Origin of the sequence: Lelliottia sp. 489 (genome assembly GCF_050435885.1) — a bacterium.
Lineage (GTDB): Bacteria > Pseudomonadota > Gammaproteobacteria > Enterobacterales > Enterobacteriaceae > Enterobacter > Enterobacter nimipressuralis.
Genome location: NZ_JBNDLC010000004.1, coordinates 69,909 through 87,358 on the forward strand (window position 1 = coordinate 69,909; position 17,450 = coordinate 87,358).

The following is a 17,450-nucleotide window of genomic DNA, read 5'->3' on the forward strand; positions in this document are numbered from 1 at the left end:
ACACACGTTGTGTGGTTTCAATAAAAGTCGAGTTACCCTATATTAGCGCAACGCTATTACTCGGTTACAGGTCGTTAACCTCTATGAATGACATAGATACACTCATCAGCAACAATGCACTATGGTCAAAAATGCTGGTAGAAGAGGACCCGGGATTTTTTGAGAAGCTGGCGAAGGCGCAGAATCCACGTTTTTTATGGATTGGATGCTCTGACAGCCGCGTCCCGGCGGAACGCCTGACAGGCCTTGATTCGGGTGAACTGTTCGTTCACCGTAACGTCGCAAACCTGGTCATTCACACCGATCTCAATTGTCTTTCCGTCGTGCAGTACGCGGTTGATGTGCTGGAAGTTGAGCACATTATTATCTGCGGCCATTACGGCTGCGGTGGTGTGCAGGCGGCGGTCGAAAACCCGGAGTTGGGGCTGATCGACAACTGGCTGCTGCATATTCGCGATATCTGGTTCAAACATAGCTCACTGCTGGGCGAAATGCCGCAGGAGCGTCGCCTCGACACCCTGTGCGAGCTTAATGTGATGGAGCAGGTCTATAACCTTGGCCACTCCACCATCATGCAGTCAGCATGGAAGCGCGGGCAGAAAGTCTCCGTTCACGGCTGGGCGTACGGTATCCATGATGGATTGCTGCGCAATCTGGAAGTGACCGCCACCAATCGCGAAACCCTGGAGCAGCGCTACCGTTCCGGGATTGCCAACCTGAAGCTCAAGCACGTTAACCACAAATAACCTGCAAAAAAGCCGGGCGGCGGCTTCGCCTTACCCGGCCTTAAGATGTGCCGTTCACGCTTTACAGGCCCGGTCAGCACAGCGCTTCCGGGCTAGACCGCTGAGATTACTCGTCCAGCAGTACCACTTTCCCAACATACGGCAGATGGCGATAACGCTGTGCGTAATCGATGCCGTAGCCCACCACGAACTCATCCGGAATCGAGAAACCAACAAATTCAACCGGGACGTCAACTTCACGGCGAGTCGGTTTATCCAGCAGGGTGCAGATCGCCAGGGATTTCGGGCCGCGCAGGCTCAGGATCTCGCGCACTTTAGAGAGCGTGTTACCGGAGTCGATAATATCCTCTACGATTAACACATCCTTGCCGCGAATATCTTCATCCAGATCTTTCAGGATTTTCACGTCACGGGTGGTCGACATACCGCTGCCGTAGCTGGACGCGGTCATGAAATCCACTTCATGGGACACCTGAACTTCACGGCACAGGTCTGCCATGAACATGAATGAGCCGCGCAGCAGACCCACCAGCACCATATCGCTGCCGCTGTCCTGATAACGTTCGGTGATTTGACGACCCAGTTCGGCGATACGCGCTTTGATCTCCGCTTCCGGGATCATCACTTCAACACTATGTTTCATATTACTAACCGTATGATTTAAAACCAATCTATCACTGCGGATGCAGATACGTCCGGCAATGATTCACAAGTACGGCAGTATACCAGCAAATGGATTCGCCTGGCGCATGAGTTACAAAAAGCTCATTTTGTGATTCCGATCACACTTGTTAATACCTATAATTAATTGCTATCAAATAATTAACAAACTACAGAGTACTTTTCTATGGCTGAAATAAAATCTCAACAGCCGCGTCTACTGGTAACGTTAACAGCCGCTTTTGCCGCATTCTGCGCGCTGTATCTGTTAATCGGTGGCGTATGGCTGGTCGCGCTTGGCGGCTCCTGGTACTACCCGATTGCAGGCCTGGTCATGATTGCTGTGACCGTCCTGCTTTTGCGGCGTAAACGTTCCGCGCTGTGGCTTTACGCAGCACTTCTGCTCGCAACGATGGTCTGGGGTGTCTGGGAGGTCGGCTTCGATTTCTGGGCGCTCACGCCGCGTAGCGACATTCTCGTCTTCTTTGGTATCTGGCTGATCTTGCCCTTTGTCTGGCGTCGCCTGCTGGGGCCTTCCAGCGGTGCGGTTGCGGCACTGGTCGTGGCGTTGCTCATCACCGGTGGCATTCTGACCTGGGCCGGATTTAACGATCCGCAGGAAGTGAAAGGTACCCTGAGTGCCGATTCCACGCCTGCCGCCGCCATTTCTCAGGTGGCTGACGGCGACTGGCCAGCGTATGGGCGCAATCAGGAAGGACAACGTTACTCGCCGCTGAAGCAAATCAACGCCGATAACGTGAAAAACCTGAAAGAAGCCTGGACGTTCCGTACCGGCGATCTGAAGCAGCCGAACGATCCGGGTGAGTTGACCAACGAAGTCACTCCGATCAAAGTGGGCGACATGCTGTACCTGTGTACTGCTCACCAGCGTCTGTTCGCACTGGATGCGTCGACCGGTAAGGAAAAATGGCACTTTGATCCGCAGCTGAACACCAACACCTCCTTCCAGCACGTGACCTGTCGTGGCGTCTCTTACCACGAAGCGCGCGCGGACAACGCCAGCCCGGAAGTGGTGGCTGACTGTCCTCGCCGTATCATGCTGCCGGTGAACGATGGCCGTCTGTTTGCGATCAACGCCGAAACCGGCAAGCTGTGCGAAACCTTTGCCAACAAAGGTATCCTCAACCTGCAGACCAACATGCCGGATACCACGCCGGGCCTGTATGAGCCGACGTCACCGCCGATCATCACCGATAAAACCATCGTCATTGCCGGTTCTGTCACGGATAACTTCTCTACCCGTGAAACCTCTGGTGTGATTCGTGGTTTCGACGTGAACACCGGCAAACTGCTGTGGGCCTTCGATCCGGGCGCGAAAGATCCTAACGCCATCCCGTCGGATGAACACACCTTCACCTTTAACTCACCAAACTCCTGGGCACCGGCTGCGTATGACGCGAAGCTGGATCTGGTCTATCTGCCGATGGGCGTGACCACGCCGGATATCTGGGGCGGGAACCGCACGCCAGAGCAGGAGCGTTACGCCAGTGCCATCGTGGCGCTGAACGCAACGACCGGGAAACTGGCCTGGAGCTATCAAACCGTTCACCACGACCTGTGGGATATGGATATGCCGTCCCAGCCAACGCTGGCCGACATTACCGTCAACGGAAAAACTGTTCCGGTCATCTACGCGCCAGCGAAAACCGGCAACATCTTCGTGCTCGACCGTTCTAACGGCAAACTGGTGGTTCCTGCTCCGGAAAAACCGGTGCCGCAGGGCGCAGCGAAAGGCGATTACGTTTCGAAAACGCAGCCGTTCTCTGACCTGAGCTTCCGTCCGAAGAAAGATCTGACCGGCGCGGACATGTGGGGCGCCACAATGTTCGATCAGCTGGTGTGCCGCGTGATGTTCCATCAGCTGCGCTATGAAGGCATCTTCACCCCGCCGTCTGAGCAGGGCACGCTGGTCTTCCCGGGTAACCTGGGGATGTTTGAATGGGGCGGTATCTCGGTCGATCCTAACCGTCAGGTGGCGATTGCCAACCCGATGGCGCTGCCGTTTGTCTCGAAGCTGATCCCACGCGGTCCTGGTAACCCGATGGAGCAGCCGAAAGACGCGAAAGGCAGCGGCACTGAAGCCGGTATTCAGCCGCAGTACGGCGTGCCGTATGGCGTTACGCTGAACCCGTTCCTCTCTCCGTTTGGCCTGCCGTGTAAACAGCCTGCCTGGGGTTACATCTCCGCGCTGGATCTGAAAACGAACCAGGTAGTATGGAAAAAACGTATTGGTACGCCACAGGACAGCATGCCGTTCCCGATGCCGGTTCCTGTTCCGTTCAATATGGGTATGCCGATGCTCGGCGGCCCGATCTCTACTGCCGGTAATGTCCTGTTCATCGCGGCAACCGCAGATAACTACCTGCGTGCGTACAACATGACTAACGGTGAGAAACTGTGGCAAGGCCGTCTGCCGGCCGGTGGACAGGCCACACCGATGACCTACGAAGCGAATGGCAAGCAGTACGTTGTCATCTCCGCGGGCGGTCACGGGTCATTTGGCACGAAGATGGGCGACTATATCGTCGCGTATGCGTTGCCGGATGATGTGAAGTAGATGTGAGTGAAATGCAAAACGGCAACCTTTGGGTTGCCGTTTTTAGAACTCTGGCCGGGTAAGGCGAAAACGCCGCCCGGCTTTTTTACACCGTAAATCCTAGCATCATCCCCGTATCTTCATGTTCCAGCAGATGGCAGTGGGCCATATAGGCAAACTCCTTCGGCGCGTCATGCTCAAACTTCACCAGCACTTCGCTGACTCCGCCCTCCACCCGCACCGTATCTTTCCAGCCCGTTCGATGTGCCGCCGGCGCTTTGCCGTTCTCGGAGATAATGCGGAACTGCGTGCCGTGAATGTGAAACGGATGCAGCATCATGTCGCCCTCGCCTGAAATCACCCAGCGTTCGTACTGGCCCTTACTGGCCGCAAACATCGGGCTATTCATATCAAAGGCCTGACCGTTGATACGGTTGGCGTTGTGGAAATCAAACCCTTTCCCGCCGCCGTGATTCATATGGCCCATGTTGCCCATCTTGCCGTGGTCCATATTCATATGCCCCATCGACTGGCCGTGGTGCATGCCCGCCATCGCCTGATCGCCATATTTGTTCATCAATGCCTGCATGCCCATCATGTCGAGCATGGGGTCCATCGACAGCTGGAGTTTGCGCTGGGTTAATCCGTCGAGGGACGGCAGCGCAGGCATGGCCGCCAGCGTATCCGGCAGCGTACCGGAGGCCGTCACCCGCAGCGGCTGTATGCGCAGCACCGGATGCGGCTTATCGAACGGCGCAACGGCCATCCCCATCTGACTCACCGGGAGGGTAATGAGGTCAAACGGTTTCCCGTCGCTGATATCCACCAGCACTTCGAAACGCTCACCCATCAGCATCGGCAGTTCGCTGACTTTCACCGGCTCAGCCAGCAGCCCGCCGTCGCTCGCCACCACGTACATTGGACGCTGGTCGCTGGTGGCAAAGTTGAGAGAGCGCGCGTTACAGCCGTTGAGCAAGCGCAGGCGCAGCCAGCCTCGCGGCACTGAATGCTGCGGATAAATCGCCCCGTTGGTGAGGAGCGTATCGCCAAACCAGCCTACGGCGGCGCTCATCACGTCGAGCTGATAGTCAATCTGCCCCTCAGCGGTAAATTTCTTGTCCTGTACGATCACCGGCACATCGTCGATGCCCCACTGTTTTGGCAGACGCAGCATCCGGCTTTCGTCGTCTTCAATCAGCACTAGCCCCGCCAGCCCCATCGCCACCTGATGCCCGGTTTTGCCGTGCTGATGGGGATGGAACCAGCAGGTCGCCGCGTGCTGGTCCGGGGTAAAGGTCACACTGCGCTCACCGCCCGCTTTGATCACCCCCTGCGGGCCACCGTCGACCTCACCTGGAACCTCCAGGCCATGCCAGTGCAATGTCGTCTCTTCCGCAAGGGTATTATGAATATTCACCGTCACCGGTTTGCCCCGGGAAAGCTGAAGCGCCGGACCGAGCAAATTACCGTTATATCCCCATGTGGTGGCCTGATGCGCGCCAAAGGTCGATTTTCCCGACTGAACGATTAACTGGATGCGACTGCGGGCGTCGGCAGTCAGTAAATCAGGGATGGGCAGGGTGGGTCTGTCGGCGGCGAATGCGGCGCGGCTCCATAAAGGTAATGCGCTGGCAGCCCCCAGTACGGCTGAATATTTCAAAAAATCACGACGTTGCATGTTCATTCCTTTTTTCCGTGCAGGCGATATTTTGAGCTTAAACCCTCCCCTTGGGAGAAGGTCAAGTAAAGCGGCAATAATAAAGGTCGTCGCGCTGGTATCAAGTATGCTAACGTTTAATTTCCGTGACGCAGTGGTAAAAGCAATGAAGACGTTTTTCAGGACAATTTTGTTCGCCAGCCTGGTGGCGATGAGTGCGAACAGTTATGCGCTGAGTGAAAACGAAGCGGAAGATATGGCCGATCTGACGGCAGTTTTTGTTTTCCTGAAAAACGATTGTGGATACCAGAATTTACCCAACGGGCAGATTCGTCGCGCACTGGTTTTTTTTGCCCAGCAAAACCAATGGGATCTCAGCAACTACGATAGCTTTGACATGAAGGCGCTCGGTGAAGACAGTTACCGCGATTTAAGCGGCATTGGCATTCCTGTCGCGAAAAAATGCAAAGCGCTGGCCCGCGATTCGCTGAGCCTGCTCGCCTACGTGAAGTAACCCTTCCCGACGCCCCTTTGTTGCAATGATGGCCGTGCATGCGCGGTCGTTGTTGGCTATGATGTTGCGCCCATTTTGCGTGGGTGTAATGGATGTTAACAGAGGAGGTATCAGCCTGTGACCGATAACACCTTGTGGCATGAAACGCTGCATGACCAGTTTGGTCAGTACTTTGCCGTTGATAACGTGCTTTATCATGAGAAGACCGATCATCAGGATCTGATCATTTTCGAGAACGCTGCCTTCGGGCGCGTCATGGCGCTGGACGGCGTGGTGCAAACCACCGAGCGCGATGAGTTCATCTATCACGAAATGATGACCCATGTGCCGCTGCTGGCGCACGGGCACGCGAAACACGTGCTGATTATCGGCGGCGGCGACGGCGCAATGCTGCGCGAAGTCTCCCGCCATAAAACCGTCGAGAGTATCACGATGGTCGAGATCGACGCCGGCGTGGTCTCTTTCTGTCGCCAGTACCTGCCAAATCATAATGCGGGCAGCTACGACGATCCGCGTTTTACGCTGGTGATCGACGACGGCGTTAATTTTGTTAATCAGACAAGCCAGACCTTCGATGTGATCATCTCCGACTGCACCGATCCCATTGGGCCGGGCGCGACGCTCTTCACCTCGTCCTTCTACGAAGGCTGCAAACGCTGCCTGAACCCTGGCGGGATTTTCGTGGCACAGAACGGCGTCTGTTTCCTGCAGCAGGACGAAGCCCTCGACAGCCATCGCAAGCTGAGCACCTATTTTGGTGACGTCAGCTTCTATCAGGCGGCGATCCCGACCTACTACGGCGGCATCATGACCTTTGCCTGGGCGACGGATAACGGGGCGCTACGCCATCTGTCGACCGAGATAATCCAGGCACGCTTCCATCAGGCAGGCCTGAAATGCCGCTACTATAATCCGGCAGTCCACACGGCGGCCTTTGCCCTGCCACAATATCTGCAAGACGCGCTGTCCTCTAAGGGGGTGAACTAAATTGAAAAAGCTGAAACTGCATGGCTTTAACAACCTGACCAAAAGCCTGAGTTTTTGTATTTACGATATCTGCTACGTGAAAACAGCGGAGGAGCGCGATGGTTATATCGCCTATATCGATGAACTCTACAATGCCAACCGCCTGACCGAGATCCTGTCAGAAACCTGCTCCATCATCGGGGCCAATATCCTGAACATTGCGCGTCAGGACTATGAACCGCAGGGTGCCAGCGTCACAATCCTCGTGAGCGAAGAGCCGATCGACCCGCAGCTTATCGATCCCACCGAGCACCCTGGCCCGCTGCCCGAGGCGGTGGTCGCCCATCTCGATAAGAGCCATATCTGCGTGCACACCTATCCTGAAAGCCACCCGGAAGGCGGGCTGTGTACCTTCCGCGCTGACATCGAGGTCTCCACCTGTGGGGTGATTTCACCGCTGAATGCGCTGAACTATCTCATCCACCAGCTGGAATCCGATATTGTCACCGTGGACTATCGCGTGCGCGGTTTCACCCGTGATATCAACGGCATGAAGCATTTTATCGATCATGAGATCAATTCAATTCAGAACTTTATGTCCGAGGACATGAAGGCGCTGTATGACATGATGGATGTGAACGTCTACCAGGAAAACATCTTCCACACCAAGATGTTACTGAAGGAATTCGACCTGAAGCATTACATGTTCCATACCAGGCCAGAAGATTTAAGCGAAGAGGAGCGGAAGGAAATTACCGACCTGCTCTGGAAAGAGATGCGCGAAATCTACTACGGCCGCAATATTCCGGCCGTGTAAAGCGCACGGGGAGCAAGGAAGCTCCGCTGATTTACTTCTGTTTCATGAAATCACGGTACGCCGCTACCACCTGCAAAAAGTCCTCCACGCCGCACAGCGACAGGCTCTCTTCGTCGTAGTAGCTCATCCCCTCTTCCATCTCATCGCCTGAAAACTCAAGCTGATTGGCGCGCACCATGACCTCTTCCCCGTCCATCCAGAGGGTGTATTCATGTCCGACGCGCTGCCAGGATCGCTCGCTGCCTTTTACGGTTTGCGCAGCGTCTTCGACTTCGTCGAGCAGGGCGAGATTCTCTTTCACTTCTTCGTTAAACCAATGCCCGACCACCTCGTGGCCCATCGACATACGCACTTTCACCACTCCGGTGATATCGCGCAGAAATTCGTAATCCATGGTGTTTTCCTCTGCAGAGCCATTGGCGTAATTATCGCAGATAGAGAGGAGATAAAAAGCGGGACGGGTGTCAGGAGTGGAAAATAAAAAACCCCGCGGGCAAAACGCGGGGTTTTATTGTCTTGCAGGCCGGGCAGCGCGGTGTCGCCCGGTAACATCTTACACGGCAGTCTGGAAGATCACGCCGTCGGCTTTCTCGGTGTACTGAGAGAGCTTGTCGAAGTTCAGATAGCGATAGGTATCCACCGCCGTCTTATCAACCTGAGCAACGAAGGTCTGGTACTCTTCCGGCGTCGGCAGTTTGCCGATCAGCGCCGCAACAGCCGCCAGCTCCGCAGAGGCCAGATAGACGTTCGCACCGGTCCCTAAACGGTTCGGGAAGTTACGGGTCGAGGTAGAGACTACCGTTGCACCGTCAGCCACACGCGCCTGGTTACCCATACACAGGGAACAGCCAGGGATTTCGATACGCGCACCGCTCTTACCAAAGACGCTGTAGTAGCCCTCTTCCGTCAGCTGTGCCGCATCCATACGCGTTGGCGGAGCGACCCACAGACGCGTTGGCAGCTGGCCTTTGTGGGTATCCAGCAGCTTACCGGCAGCGCGGAAGTGGCCGATGTTGGTCATGCAAGAGCCGATGAACACTTCGTCGATCTTATCGCCCTGCACGTCAGACAGCAGACGCGCATCGTCAGGATCGTTTGGTGCACACAGGATTGGCTCTTTGATATCCGCCAGATCGATGTCTATAACCGCCGCGTATTCCGCGTCAGCATCGGCTTCGAGCAGTTGCGGATCGGCCAGCCATTTTTCCATACCCTGAACGCGACGCTCGAGGGTGCGACGATCGCCGTAACCTTCTGCGATCATCCACTTCAGCAACACGATGTTAGAGCTGAGATACTCAACGATCGGCTCTTTGTTCAGCTTGATGGTACAGCCTGCCGCAGAACGCTCGGCAGAGGCATCCGTCAGCTCAAACGCCTGCTCAACTTTCAGATCCGGCAGACCTTCGATCTCCAGAATGCGGCCTGAGAAGATGTTTTTCTTCCCTTTCTTCTCAACGGTCAGCAGGCCCTGTTTGATCGCGTACAGCGGGATCGCATGCACCAGATCGCGTAGGGTGATTCCCGGCTGCATTTTGCCTTTGAAGCGCACCAGAACGGATTCCGGCATGTCCAGCGGCATCACGCCTGTTGCGGCAGCAAACGCCACCAGGCCAGAGCCTGCCGGGAAGGAGATGCCGATCGGGAAGCGGGTGTGGGAGTCACCACCGGTACCCACGGTATCCGGCAGCAGCATGCGGTTCAGCCAGGAGTGGATAACGCCATCGCCTGGGCGCAGCGATACGCCGCCACGGTTCATGATGAAGTCTGGCAGCGTGTGGTGTGTGGTCACGTCTACCGGCTTCGGATAGGCAGCCGTGTGGCAGAAGGACTGCATCACCAGGTCGGATGAGAAGCCCAGACACGCCAGGTCTTTCAGCTCATCACGGGTCATTGGACCGGTGGTGTCCTGAGAACCGACGGAGGTCATTTTAGGTTCGCAGTACGCGCCCGGACGAACACCCGTCACGCCGCACGCGCGGCCAACCATTTTCTGAGCCAGGGAGTAGCCGCGAGTGCTCTCCGCCACGTCTTTCGCCTGACGGAACACATCGCTGTGCGGCAGGCCCAGCGCTTCACGCGCTTTGGTGGTCAGGCCACGACCGATGATCAGCGGAATACGGCCACCGGCGCGGACTTCGTCGATCAGCACGTCGGTTTTCAGCTCGAAGCTGGCCAGCAGTTCGCCGGTTTCATGGTTGCGGACTTCGCCTTTGAACGGATAAACGTCAATCACGTCACCCATGTTCAGGTCGCTCACATCCACTTCGATCGGCAGTGCGCCCGCATCTTCCATCGTGTTAAAGAAGATAGGTGCAATTTTGCCGCCGAGACACAGACCGCCGCCGCGCTTGTTCGGGACATGAGGGATGTCATCGCCCATGAACCACAGCACAGAGTTGGTTGCGGATTTACGCGAAGAACCGGTACCGACCACGTCACCGACATACGCCAGCGGGAAGCCTTTCTTATTTAATTCTTCGATCTGTTTGATCGGGCCGACAACGCCCGGCTGATCGGGATTAATGCCTTCGCGGGCGTTTTTCAGCATCGCCAGGGCGTGCAGTGGGATATCCGGGCGGGACCAGGCATCCGGGGCCGGAGACAGGTCATCGGTGTTGGTTTCGCCGGTCACTTTGAAGACCGTAACGGTAATTTTTTCAGCAAGCTGAGGACGGTTCAGGAACCATTCGGCATCAGCCCAGGATTGCATCACCTGTTTCGCATAGACGTTGCCTGCTTTCGCCTTCTCTTCCACATCGTAGAAGTTATCAAACATCAGCAGCGTTTGTGCCAGCGCTTTTGCGGCAATCGGTGCCAGCGCGTCGCTGTCCAGTGCATCAATTAACGGATGGATGTTGTAGCCGCCCTGCATGGTGCCGAGCAGTTCAATCGCTTTTTCAGGAGTAACCAGTGGGGAGGTTGCTTCGCCTTTGGCAACGGCAGCAAGGAATCCGGCTTTCACATACGCGGCTTCATCGACGCCTGGCGGAACACGGTTGATCAACAGATCTAACAGGAATTCTTCTTCGCCCGCAGGCGGATTCTTCAGCAGCTCGACGAGGCCGGCCATCTGGGTTGCATCTAAGGGTTTCGGTACAATTCCCTCGGCGGCACGTTCTGCTACGTGCTTACGGTATTCTTCTAGCACGACGGTTCTCCTCGCTCTCATTGTCATATGCGGTCGGCGTTCTCTTCACGCTCCTGTGAGACAGCAGTTTGTAGGGTAAATGCCCGATACCGCGTCGGGCAGCATAGCAGGATTTCTGCACAGTGTTAATCCGTTTACAAAAAAGCAACATTAAATAGTTTGCTGAATCGTTAAGGATGGTATAGCGCGCGGAGAGCGGGATTTTTCGGGCACAAAAAAACCGCCTTTCAGCGGTTTACTGCTGGCCGCTCGCAAGAGCGGTCTTCTGAATATCTCACGCCTTTTTCCCCATCGGATATAATTTGTGTAATAAATGCTCACACTCTTTATCCGGATACAGCGGGCCATTTCCCAACATTAATCAAAACCACAAAATACGGGTGAATATACTCGCGGCAACAAGAACGCTCATCGACACTGCTTACGCTGGAGTCACACTATGAAGTTGCCCTTTAAGCCACATCTGCTTGTCCTGCTGTGCAGTGCCGGGCTGTTAGCCGCATCCGGCGTCATGTATGTGAAAAGTCGAGCGCCCGAGACAGTTTCAACGCCTCCGCCCGCTGTGGCGCCCACCGCACCTCAGCCTGTTTCCCCGACACCCGCCCCGGTGGTCACCCCGACCTATACCGCCGCGCAAATCGATCAGTGGACCGCGCCCATCGCGCTCTACCCTGACGCACTGCTCTCACAGATCCTGATGGCCTCAACCTACCCGGCAAACGTGATTCAGGCCGCGCAGTGGTCGAAAGATAACCCTAAAATGCAGGGCGATGCCGCCATTCAGGCGGTGAGCAATCAGCCGTGGGACCCCAGCGTCAAATCCCTGGTGGCCTTCCCTCAGCTGATGTCCCTGATGGGAGAAAACCCGCCATGGATTCAAAGCCTCGGCGATGCGTTTTTGGCTCAGCCGAAAGATGTGATGGACTCCGTCCAGCGTCTGCGGCTCCTGGCCCAGGAGACGGGCGCGCTGCAGTCCACGCCACAGCAAACGGTCACCAGCGTGAAGAAAATGGCCCCGGCTGCCAGCAAAGCGTCCGGCTCAGCGTCAACGACCGCTGCCACGGCGACCAGTCCAACGGTGATTAAAATCGAGTCAGCCGATCCGCAGGTGGTTTACGTCCCGACCTACAATCCCAACACGGTTTACGGCACCTGGCCCAGCGCCAGCTATCCACCGGTTTATCTGCCCCCTTCCCCTGGCGAGCAGTTTACCAATAGCCTGGTGAAAGGCCTTGGGTTTAGCCTTGGGGTCGCCACGACTTACGCGATTTTCAGCAATATCGACTGGGACGATGACGACGATTATCACCATCATGATCACGATGACTACGATCACCACAACGGCGGCTATAACCGCAATGGTGATAACAACATCAATATTAACGTGGATAATTTCAACAAAATCAGCGGACAGCGCCTGACGGATAACAACCGCACCTGGCAGCATAATCCGGCCTATCGCGAAGGCGTTCCGTATCCGAATAATCAGCTGAACAACCGCTTCCACTCGACGAATAGCGCAACCGGTCTGAGTGCCACTCAGCATCAACCGGTCAATCGCGACAGCCAGCGTCAGGCGGCGATGGCGCAGGTGCAGCAATCGACCGGGAAAACCCTTTCACAAACCCAGCGCCCGGCAACCAAAGACGTGCAGCGTCAGGCGGCTAACAATCAGCTGAAACAGATCTCCCAGCGTAATAACTATCGCGGGTACGACACCAGTAAACCGAACACCGCCCAGCGATCGAATAACAAAGCGAAGCGCGAGAATCATCAGAATTTGTCACAGCGACAGGATCGACCGGCCTCACAGCCAACCCGCCAGCGAAATACGCAACCGCGAGCCAATGCGTTAAGCGGCAACGATAGCCGCTCAGCCAACTGGCAGGCGCAGCAACAGCGCGGGGCGCAAAGCCGTCAGTTCACCGCGCAGCACCAGAATCGTCAGCAGCCACGGCAAATGCCGGCAGGCCGCAGCGAACACCGTGAATTCCGTCACCGCTAAGGGAATCGAAATGAAAACGAAATTACTCAGTGGGATGATGTTGTTCATGGTCTCAACCTTCACCCTCGCACAGCAGCATTTTGCCACGCCGGACGAGGCGACCAGCGCACTGGCAAAAGCCATCAGCGGGCAAAACGAAGCCGAGATGAAAAATCTGCTCGGCGATGACTGGCGTGATTTTCTGCCGCCGGAGGGCGTCGATCCGGAGGCGGTCGACCGTTTTCTGCGCGACTGGAAAGTCAGCCACCACACGGTGATCAACGGCGATGTGGCGCATCTCAACGTGGGCGACAGCGACTGGCAATTGCCTATCCCAGCGGTGAAACGCGCCGCTGGCTGGCAGTTTGATATGCAAAAAGCCGCCGAGGAGATCCTGACACGGGAGATCGGCCGCAACGAGCTGGCCGCTATTGAAGCGCTCCACGCCTATGTGGATGCACAGAAGAGCTACTTCGCTCTAAACCATCGCTATGCGAAAAAAGTGATCAGCGCTGAAGGGAAAAAAGACGGTTTATACTGGCCAGCCGCGCCGGGTGAAGCGCCCAGCCCGCTAGGGCCAGCATTCAGCCCGCAGGTGCCGGGGACCGGTTATCACGGCTATCACTTCCGCATTCTGCCGGATAAAGACAACGGCTTTGCGATGATCGCCTGGCCCGTCAGCTACGGGCAGACTGGCGTGATGAGTTTTGTGGTGAACGGTGATGATCAGGTGTATCAGACAAACCTGGGAAATGAAACGCAGAAGAAAGCGAAAGCGATAACGGCTTATCATCCTGACAAAGAGTGGCAGCCCGTTGCGCCGTAAATAAAAAAAGCCGCTCAGTTGAGCGGCTTTTTACGGTTCGAGAGATTACTTCTTCTTGGCTTTCGCGTTTGGCAGGTCGGTGATGCTACCTTCAAACACTTCTGCAGCCAGGCCCACGGACTCGTGCAGAGTCGGGTGCGCGTGGATGGTCAGCGCGATGTCTTCAGCGTCACAGCCCATTTCGATAGCCAGACCGATCTCACCCAGCAGCTCGCCGCCGTTGGTACCGACTATCGCACCACCGATCACACGGTGAGTCTCTTTGTCGAAGATCAGTTTGGTCACGCCATCAGCGCAATCGGAAGCGATCGCACGGCCAGAAGCTGCCCACGGGAAGGTGGCGGTTTCGTAGCTGATGCCTTTCTCTTTCGCTTCTTTCTCGGTCAGACCGACCCAGGCAACTTCCGGCTCGGTGTATGCGATTGATGGAATGACTTTCGGGTCGAAGTAGTGTTTCATGCCCGCGATAACTTCAGCGGCAACGTGACCTTCGTGAACACCTTTGTGCGCCAGCATTGGCTGACCGACGATATCGCCGATAGCAAAGATGTGCGGCACGTTGGTACGCAGCTGTTTGTCCACACGGATAAAGCCACGGTCGTCCACTTCAACGCCAGCAGCGCCTGCATCGAGGTTTTTACCGTTTGGCACACGGCCAATCGCTACCAGTACGGCGTCGTAACGCTGCGCTTCAGCAGGGGCTTTTTTGCCTTCCATGGAAACGTAAATACCGTCTTCTTTTGCTTCCACGGCAGTGACTTTGGTTTCCAGCATCAGGTTGAATTTCTTGCTGATGCGTTTGGTGAAGACTTTAACGATATCTTTATCGGCAGCCGGGATAACCTGGTCGAACATCTCAACCACGTCAATCTCTGAACCCAGCGCATGGTATACGGTACCCATTTCCAGACCGATGATACCGCCACCCATAACCAGCAGGCGTTTTGGTACGGTTTTCAGTTCCAGTGCGTCGGTGGAATCCCACACGCGAGGATCTTCATGCGGAATGAACGGGAGTTCGATCGGACGGGAGCCCGCCGCGATGATCGCGTTGTCGAAGTTGATCACGGTTTTGCCGTTCTCGCCTTCCACTTCCAGGGTGTTAGCCCCGGTGAATTTACCCAGACCGTTGACCACTTTCACTTTACGGCCTTTGGCCATACCCGCCAGACCGCCGGTCAGCTGAGTGATCACTTTCTCTTTCCAGGTACGAATCTTGTCGATATCGGTTTTCGGCTCGCCGAAGACGATACCGTGGTCAGCCAGTGCTTTGGCTTCTTCGATAACTTTTGCAACGTGCAGCAGTGCTTTAGAAGGGATACAGCCGACGTTCAGACAAACACCGCCGAGGGTGTTGTAACGTTCTACGATAACGGTTTCCAGACCTAAATCAGCGCAACGGAAGGCAGCAGAGTAACCTGCCGGGCCTGCCCCAAGTACCACGACCTGAGTTTTGATTTCAGTACTCATCATGACCTCTTATTGATTTCCGGCGGTCCAGGTACTTGTCGCCCTTCATCCACCGGGACGTTCTATCCGCCCGTATTTTACAAAATTGTTAACAATTTTGAAACAACAAACGGCTCATGAATTCTTGTCTTTACCAATAACCTCACAATTTTCATGAGATTACAAGACAAAAAGCCGGCCGACTGGCCGGCTTTTGCGATTACATCACCAGGCGGCGAATATCGCTCAGGGTGTTATTGATGATGGTAATGAAGCGCGCACCATCAGCACCGTCGATCACGCGGTGGTCGAAGGAGAGAGAGATTGGCATCATCAGACGCGGCACAAACTCTTTACCATTCCACACTGGTTCCATCGCGGACTTGGACACACCGAGGATCGCCACTTCCGGCGCGTTAACAATCGGCGCGAAGTGGGTAGTACCCAGGCCGCCGATGCTGGAGATAGTGAAGCAACCGCCCTGCATTTCGCCGGCAGTCAGCTTACCATCACGCGCTTTCTTGGAGATCACCGTCAGTTCACGGGACAGCTCAGTGATGCTCTTCTTGTTCACGTCTTTGAAGACCGGAACAACCAGACCATTTGGCGTATCTACCGCAACACCGATGTTGATGTATTTCTTCAGCGTCAGACGCTGCGCATCTTCAGACAGGGAGCTGTTGAAACGTGGCATCTGCTCAAGAGCTGCCGCAACAGCTTTCATGATGAAGACTACTGGGGTGAATTTCACGTCCAGTTTACGTTTCTCGGCTTCGGCGTTCTGCTGTTTACGGAACGCTTCCAGATCGGTGATATCGGTTTTGTCGAAGTGAGTAACGTGCGGGATCATCACCCAGTTACGGCTCAGGTTAGCACCAGAGATTTTCTGGATACGGCCCAGTTCCACTTCTTCGATTTCGCCAAACTTGCTGAAGTCCACTTTCGGCCATGGCAGCATGCCCGGAATACCGCCACCGGCAGCAGCAGCTGGTGCCGCTTCAGCGCGTTTCACAGCTTCTTTCACGTAAGTCTGAACGTCTTCGCGCAGGATACGACCTTTACGGCCCGTCCCTTTCACTTTCGCCAGATTCACGCTGAATTCGCGCGCCAGGCGACGAATCAGCGGAGTCGCGTGAACGTACGCGTCGTTCTCAGCAAACTCAGATTTGCCTTCTGCTTTCGCGGCCGGTGCAGCGGCTTTCGCAGCAGGCGCCGGAGCGGCAGCAGCAGGTGCTGGCGCAGCAGCCGGAGCCGCAGCAGGCGCAGCGCCTTCTACTTCGAAGACCATGATCAGAGAGCCGGTAGACACTTTGTCGCCGGTGCTGATTTTGATTTCTTTAACGGTACCTGCGAACGGAGCCGGGACTTCCATAGAGGCTTTGTCGCCCTCTACGGTGATCAGTGACTGCTCAGCGGCAACTTTGTCGCCCACTTTCACCATCACTTCAGTCACTTCAACTTCGTCACCGCCGATATCCGGAACGTTAACGTCTTTCGCGCCAGACGCTGCTGGTGCAGCAGCCGCCGCCGGAGCAGCCGCCTGTGCTGGAGCCGCAGCCGGTGCAGCACCCGCCACTTCGAAGACCATAATCAGGGAGCCGGTAGACACTTTGTCGCCGGTGTTGATTTTGATCTCTTTTACCACGCCCGCGAACGGAGCCGGGACTTCCATAGAGGCTTTGTCGCCTTCTACGGTGATCAGGGATTGTTCAGCAGCAACGGTGTCGCCCACTTTCACCATGATCTCAGTCACTTCAACTTCGTCGCCGCCGATGTCAGGCACGTTAACGTCTTTTGCAGCTGCAGCCGCTGGTGCAGCCGCCGGGGCCGCTGCTTCTTTCTTCTCTTCCTGCGCAGGTGCAGCAGCTGCTGCACCGTCGGCGGAATCGAAAATCATGATCAGTTTGCCAGTCTCGGTTTTATCGCCAACAGAGACTTTGATCTCTTTAACGATGCCAGCCTGAGGAGACGGGACTTCCATAGAGGCTTTATCGCCTTCTACGGTGATCAGCGACTGTTCAGCTTCAACTTTGTCGCCTACTTTGACCAGGATCTCGGTGATTTCAACTTCATCAGCCCCGATGTCCGGTACATTGATTTCGATAGCCATTATTCTTTTACCT

At 55.6% G+C, this 17,450-nt stretch carries 13 protein-coding genes; 7 read left to right on the forward strand and 6 right to left on the reverse strand.

From position 1 onward, the window contains the following. The first annotated feature begins 83 nt into the window (after positions 1 to 83). Positions 84 to 746 carry a carbonate dehydratase gene (gene can, locus ABIE11_RS14050; protein WP_095280808.1) on the forward strand — a complete coding sequence of 221 codons (663 nt, stop codon included), beginning with the start codon at positions 84 to 86 and terminating at the stop codon, positions 744 to 746. Positions 747 to 852: 106 nt separating this feature from the next. Here the strand turns inward: can and hpt are convergent, their stop codons facing one another. Next, positions 853 to 1,389 carry a hypoxanthine phosphoribosyltransferase gene (hpt, locus tag ABIE11_RS14055; protein ID WP_100777590.1) on the reverse strand — a complete coding sequence of 179 codons (537 nt, stop codon included), beginning with the start codon at positions 1,387 to 1,389 and terminating at the stop codon, positions 853 to 855. A gap of 204 nt (positions 1,390 to 1,593) precedes the next feature. On the opposite strand from hpt, the gene ABIE11_RS14060 reads away from it, so the two are divergent. Further along, on the forward strand, positions 1,594 to 3,984 hold the full coding sequence (locus tag ABIE11_RS14060) for a glucose/quinate/shikimate family membrane-bound PQQ-dependent dehydrogenase (RefSeq protein ID WP_429184737.1): 2,391 nt from the start codon (positions 1,594 to 1,596) through the stop codon (positions 3,982 to 3,984). Positions 3,985 to 4,069: 85 nt separating this feature from the next. Here the strand turns inward: ABIE11_RS14060 and cueO are convergent, their stop codons facing one another. Beyond that, a complete protein-coding gene (gene cueO, locus ABIE11_RS14065; protein ID WP_429184738.1) occupies positions 4,070 to 5,641 on the reverse strand; it encodes a multicopper oxidase CueO in 1,572 nt (523 codons plus the stop codon). Positions 5,642 to 5,786: 145 nt separating this feature from the next. Here cueO and ABIE11_RS14070 point away from each other — a divergent pair, with 145 nt between their 5' ends. The 3 genes from ABIE11_RS14070 (at position 5,787) to speD (ending at position 7,917) form a co-directional block, all read left to right on the forward strand. Beyond that, positions 5,787 to 6,134, forward strand: a complete 348-nt coding sequence (locus ABIE11_RS14070; RefSeq protein ID WP_100780766.1) for a YacC family pilotin-like protein — start codon at positions 5,787 to 5,789, stop codon at positions 6,132 to 6,134. A gap of 117 nt (positions 6,135 to 6,251) precedes the next feature. Next, positions 6,252 to 7,121, forward strand: coding sequence for a polyamine aminopropyltransferase (gene speE / locus ABIE11_RS14075; RefSeq protein WP_123429476.1), 870 nt, complete (start codon positions 6,252 to 6,254; stop codon positions 7,119 to 7,121). 1 nt (position 7,122) lies between these two features. After that, a complete protein-coding gene (gene speD, locus ABIE11_RS14080; RefSeq protein ID WP_100777594.1) occupies positions 7,123 to 7,917 on the forward strand; it encodes an adenosylmethionine decarboxylase in 795 nt (264 codons plus the stop codon). Positions 7,918 to 7,948: 31 nt separating this feature from the next. On the opposite strand, the gene yacL is transcribed toward speD, so the two are convergent. Continuing rightward, on the reverse strand, positions 7,949 to 8,311 hold the full coding sequence (gene yacL, locus ABIE11_RS14085) for a protein YacL (protein ID WP_100777595.1): 363 nt from the start codon (positions 8,309 to 8,311) through the stop codon (positions 7,949 to 7,951). 159 nt (positions 8,312 to 8,470) lie between these two features. Then, complete coding sequence (gene acnB / locus ABIE11_RS14090) at positions 8,471 to 11,068, reverse strand: bifunctional aconitate hydratase 2/2-methylisocitrate dehydratase (protein WP_100777596.1); 2,598 nt, start codon at positions 11,066 to 11,068, stop codon at positions 8,471 to 8,473. Between the two features lie 439 nt (positions 11,069 to 11,507). Between acnB and ABIE11_RS14095 the strand changes: the two genes are divergently transcribed. Further along, complete coding sequence (locus ABIE11_RS14095) at positions 11,508 to 13,073, forward strand: DUF3300 domain-containing protein (protein WP_429184739.1); 1,566 nt, start codon at positions 11,508 to 11,510, stop codon at positions 13,071 to 13,073. A 10-nt stretch (positions 13,074 to 13,083) separates the two neighbouring features. Next, positions 13,084 to 13,878 carry a DUF2950 family protein gene (locus ABIE11_RS14100; RefSeq protein ID WP_429184740.1) on the forward strand — a complete coding sequence of 265 codons (795 nt, stop codon included), beginning with the start codon at positions 13,084 to 13,086 and terminating at the stop codon, positions 13,876 to 13,878. A 45-nt stretch (positions 13,879 to 13,923) separates the two neighbouring features. Here ABIE11_RS14100 and lpdA read toward each other — a convergent pair whose 3' ends face one another. Beyond that, positions 13,924 to 15,348 carry a dihydrolipoyl dehydrogenase gene (lpdA, locus tag ABIE11_RS14105; RefSeq protein ID WP_100777599.1) on the reverse strand — a complete coding sequence of 475 codons (1,425 nt, stop codon included), beginning with the start codon at positions 15,346 to 15,348 and terminating at the stop codon, positions 13,924 to 13,926. A gap of 199 nt (positions 15,349 to 15,547) precedes the next feature. Beyond that, complete coding sequence (gene aceF / locus ABIE11_RS14110; RefSeq protein ID WP_429184741.1) at positions 15,548 to 17,437, reverse strand: pyruvate dehydrogenase complex dihydrolipoyllysine-residue acetyltransferase; 1,890 nt, start codon at positions 17,435 to 17,437, stop codon at positions 15,548 to 15,550. Positions 17,438 to 17,450: the final 13 nt, after the last annotated feature.

Coding starts and splice junctions, on each gene's coding strand:
- cueO (WP_429184738.1), bottom strand. CDS start 5,641: ATGCAACGTCGTGATTTTTTGAAATATTCAGCCGTACTGGGGGCTGCC.
- ABIE11_RS14060 (WP_429184737.1), top strand. CDS start 1,594: ATGGCTGAAATAAAATCTCAACAGCCGCGTCTACTGGTAACGTTAACA.
- ABIE11_RS14070 (WP_100780766.1), top strand. CDS start 5,787: ATGAAGACGTTTTTCAGGACAATTTTGTTCGCCAGCCTGGTGGCGATG.
- ABIE11_RS14095 (WP_429184739.1), top strand. CDS start 11,508: ATGAAGTTGCCCTTTAAGCCACATCTGCTTGTCCTGCTGTGCAGTGCC.
- lpdA (WP_100777599.1), bottom strand. CDS start 15,348: ATGAGTACTGAAATCAAAACTCAGGTCGTGGTACTTGGGGCAGGCCCG.
- hpt (WP_100777590.1), bottom strand. CDS start 1,389: ATGAAACATAGTGTTGAAGTGATGATCCCGGAAGCGGAGATCAAAGCG.
- aceF (WP_429184741.1), bottom strand. CDS start 17,437: ATGGCTATCGAAATCAATGTACCGGACATCGGGGCTGATGAAGTTGAA.
- can (WP_095280808.1), top strand. CDS start 84: ATGAATGACATAGATACACTCATCAGCAACAATGCACTATGGTCAAAA.
- ABIE11_RS14100 (WP_429184740.1), top strand. CDS start 13,084: ATGAAAACGAAATTACTCAGTGGGATGATGTTGTTCATGGTCTCAACC.
- yacL (WP_100777595.1), bottom strand. CDS start 8,311: ATGGATTACGAATTTCTGCGCGATATCACCGGAGTGGTGAAAGTGCGT.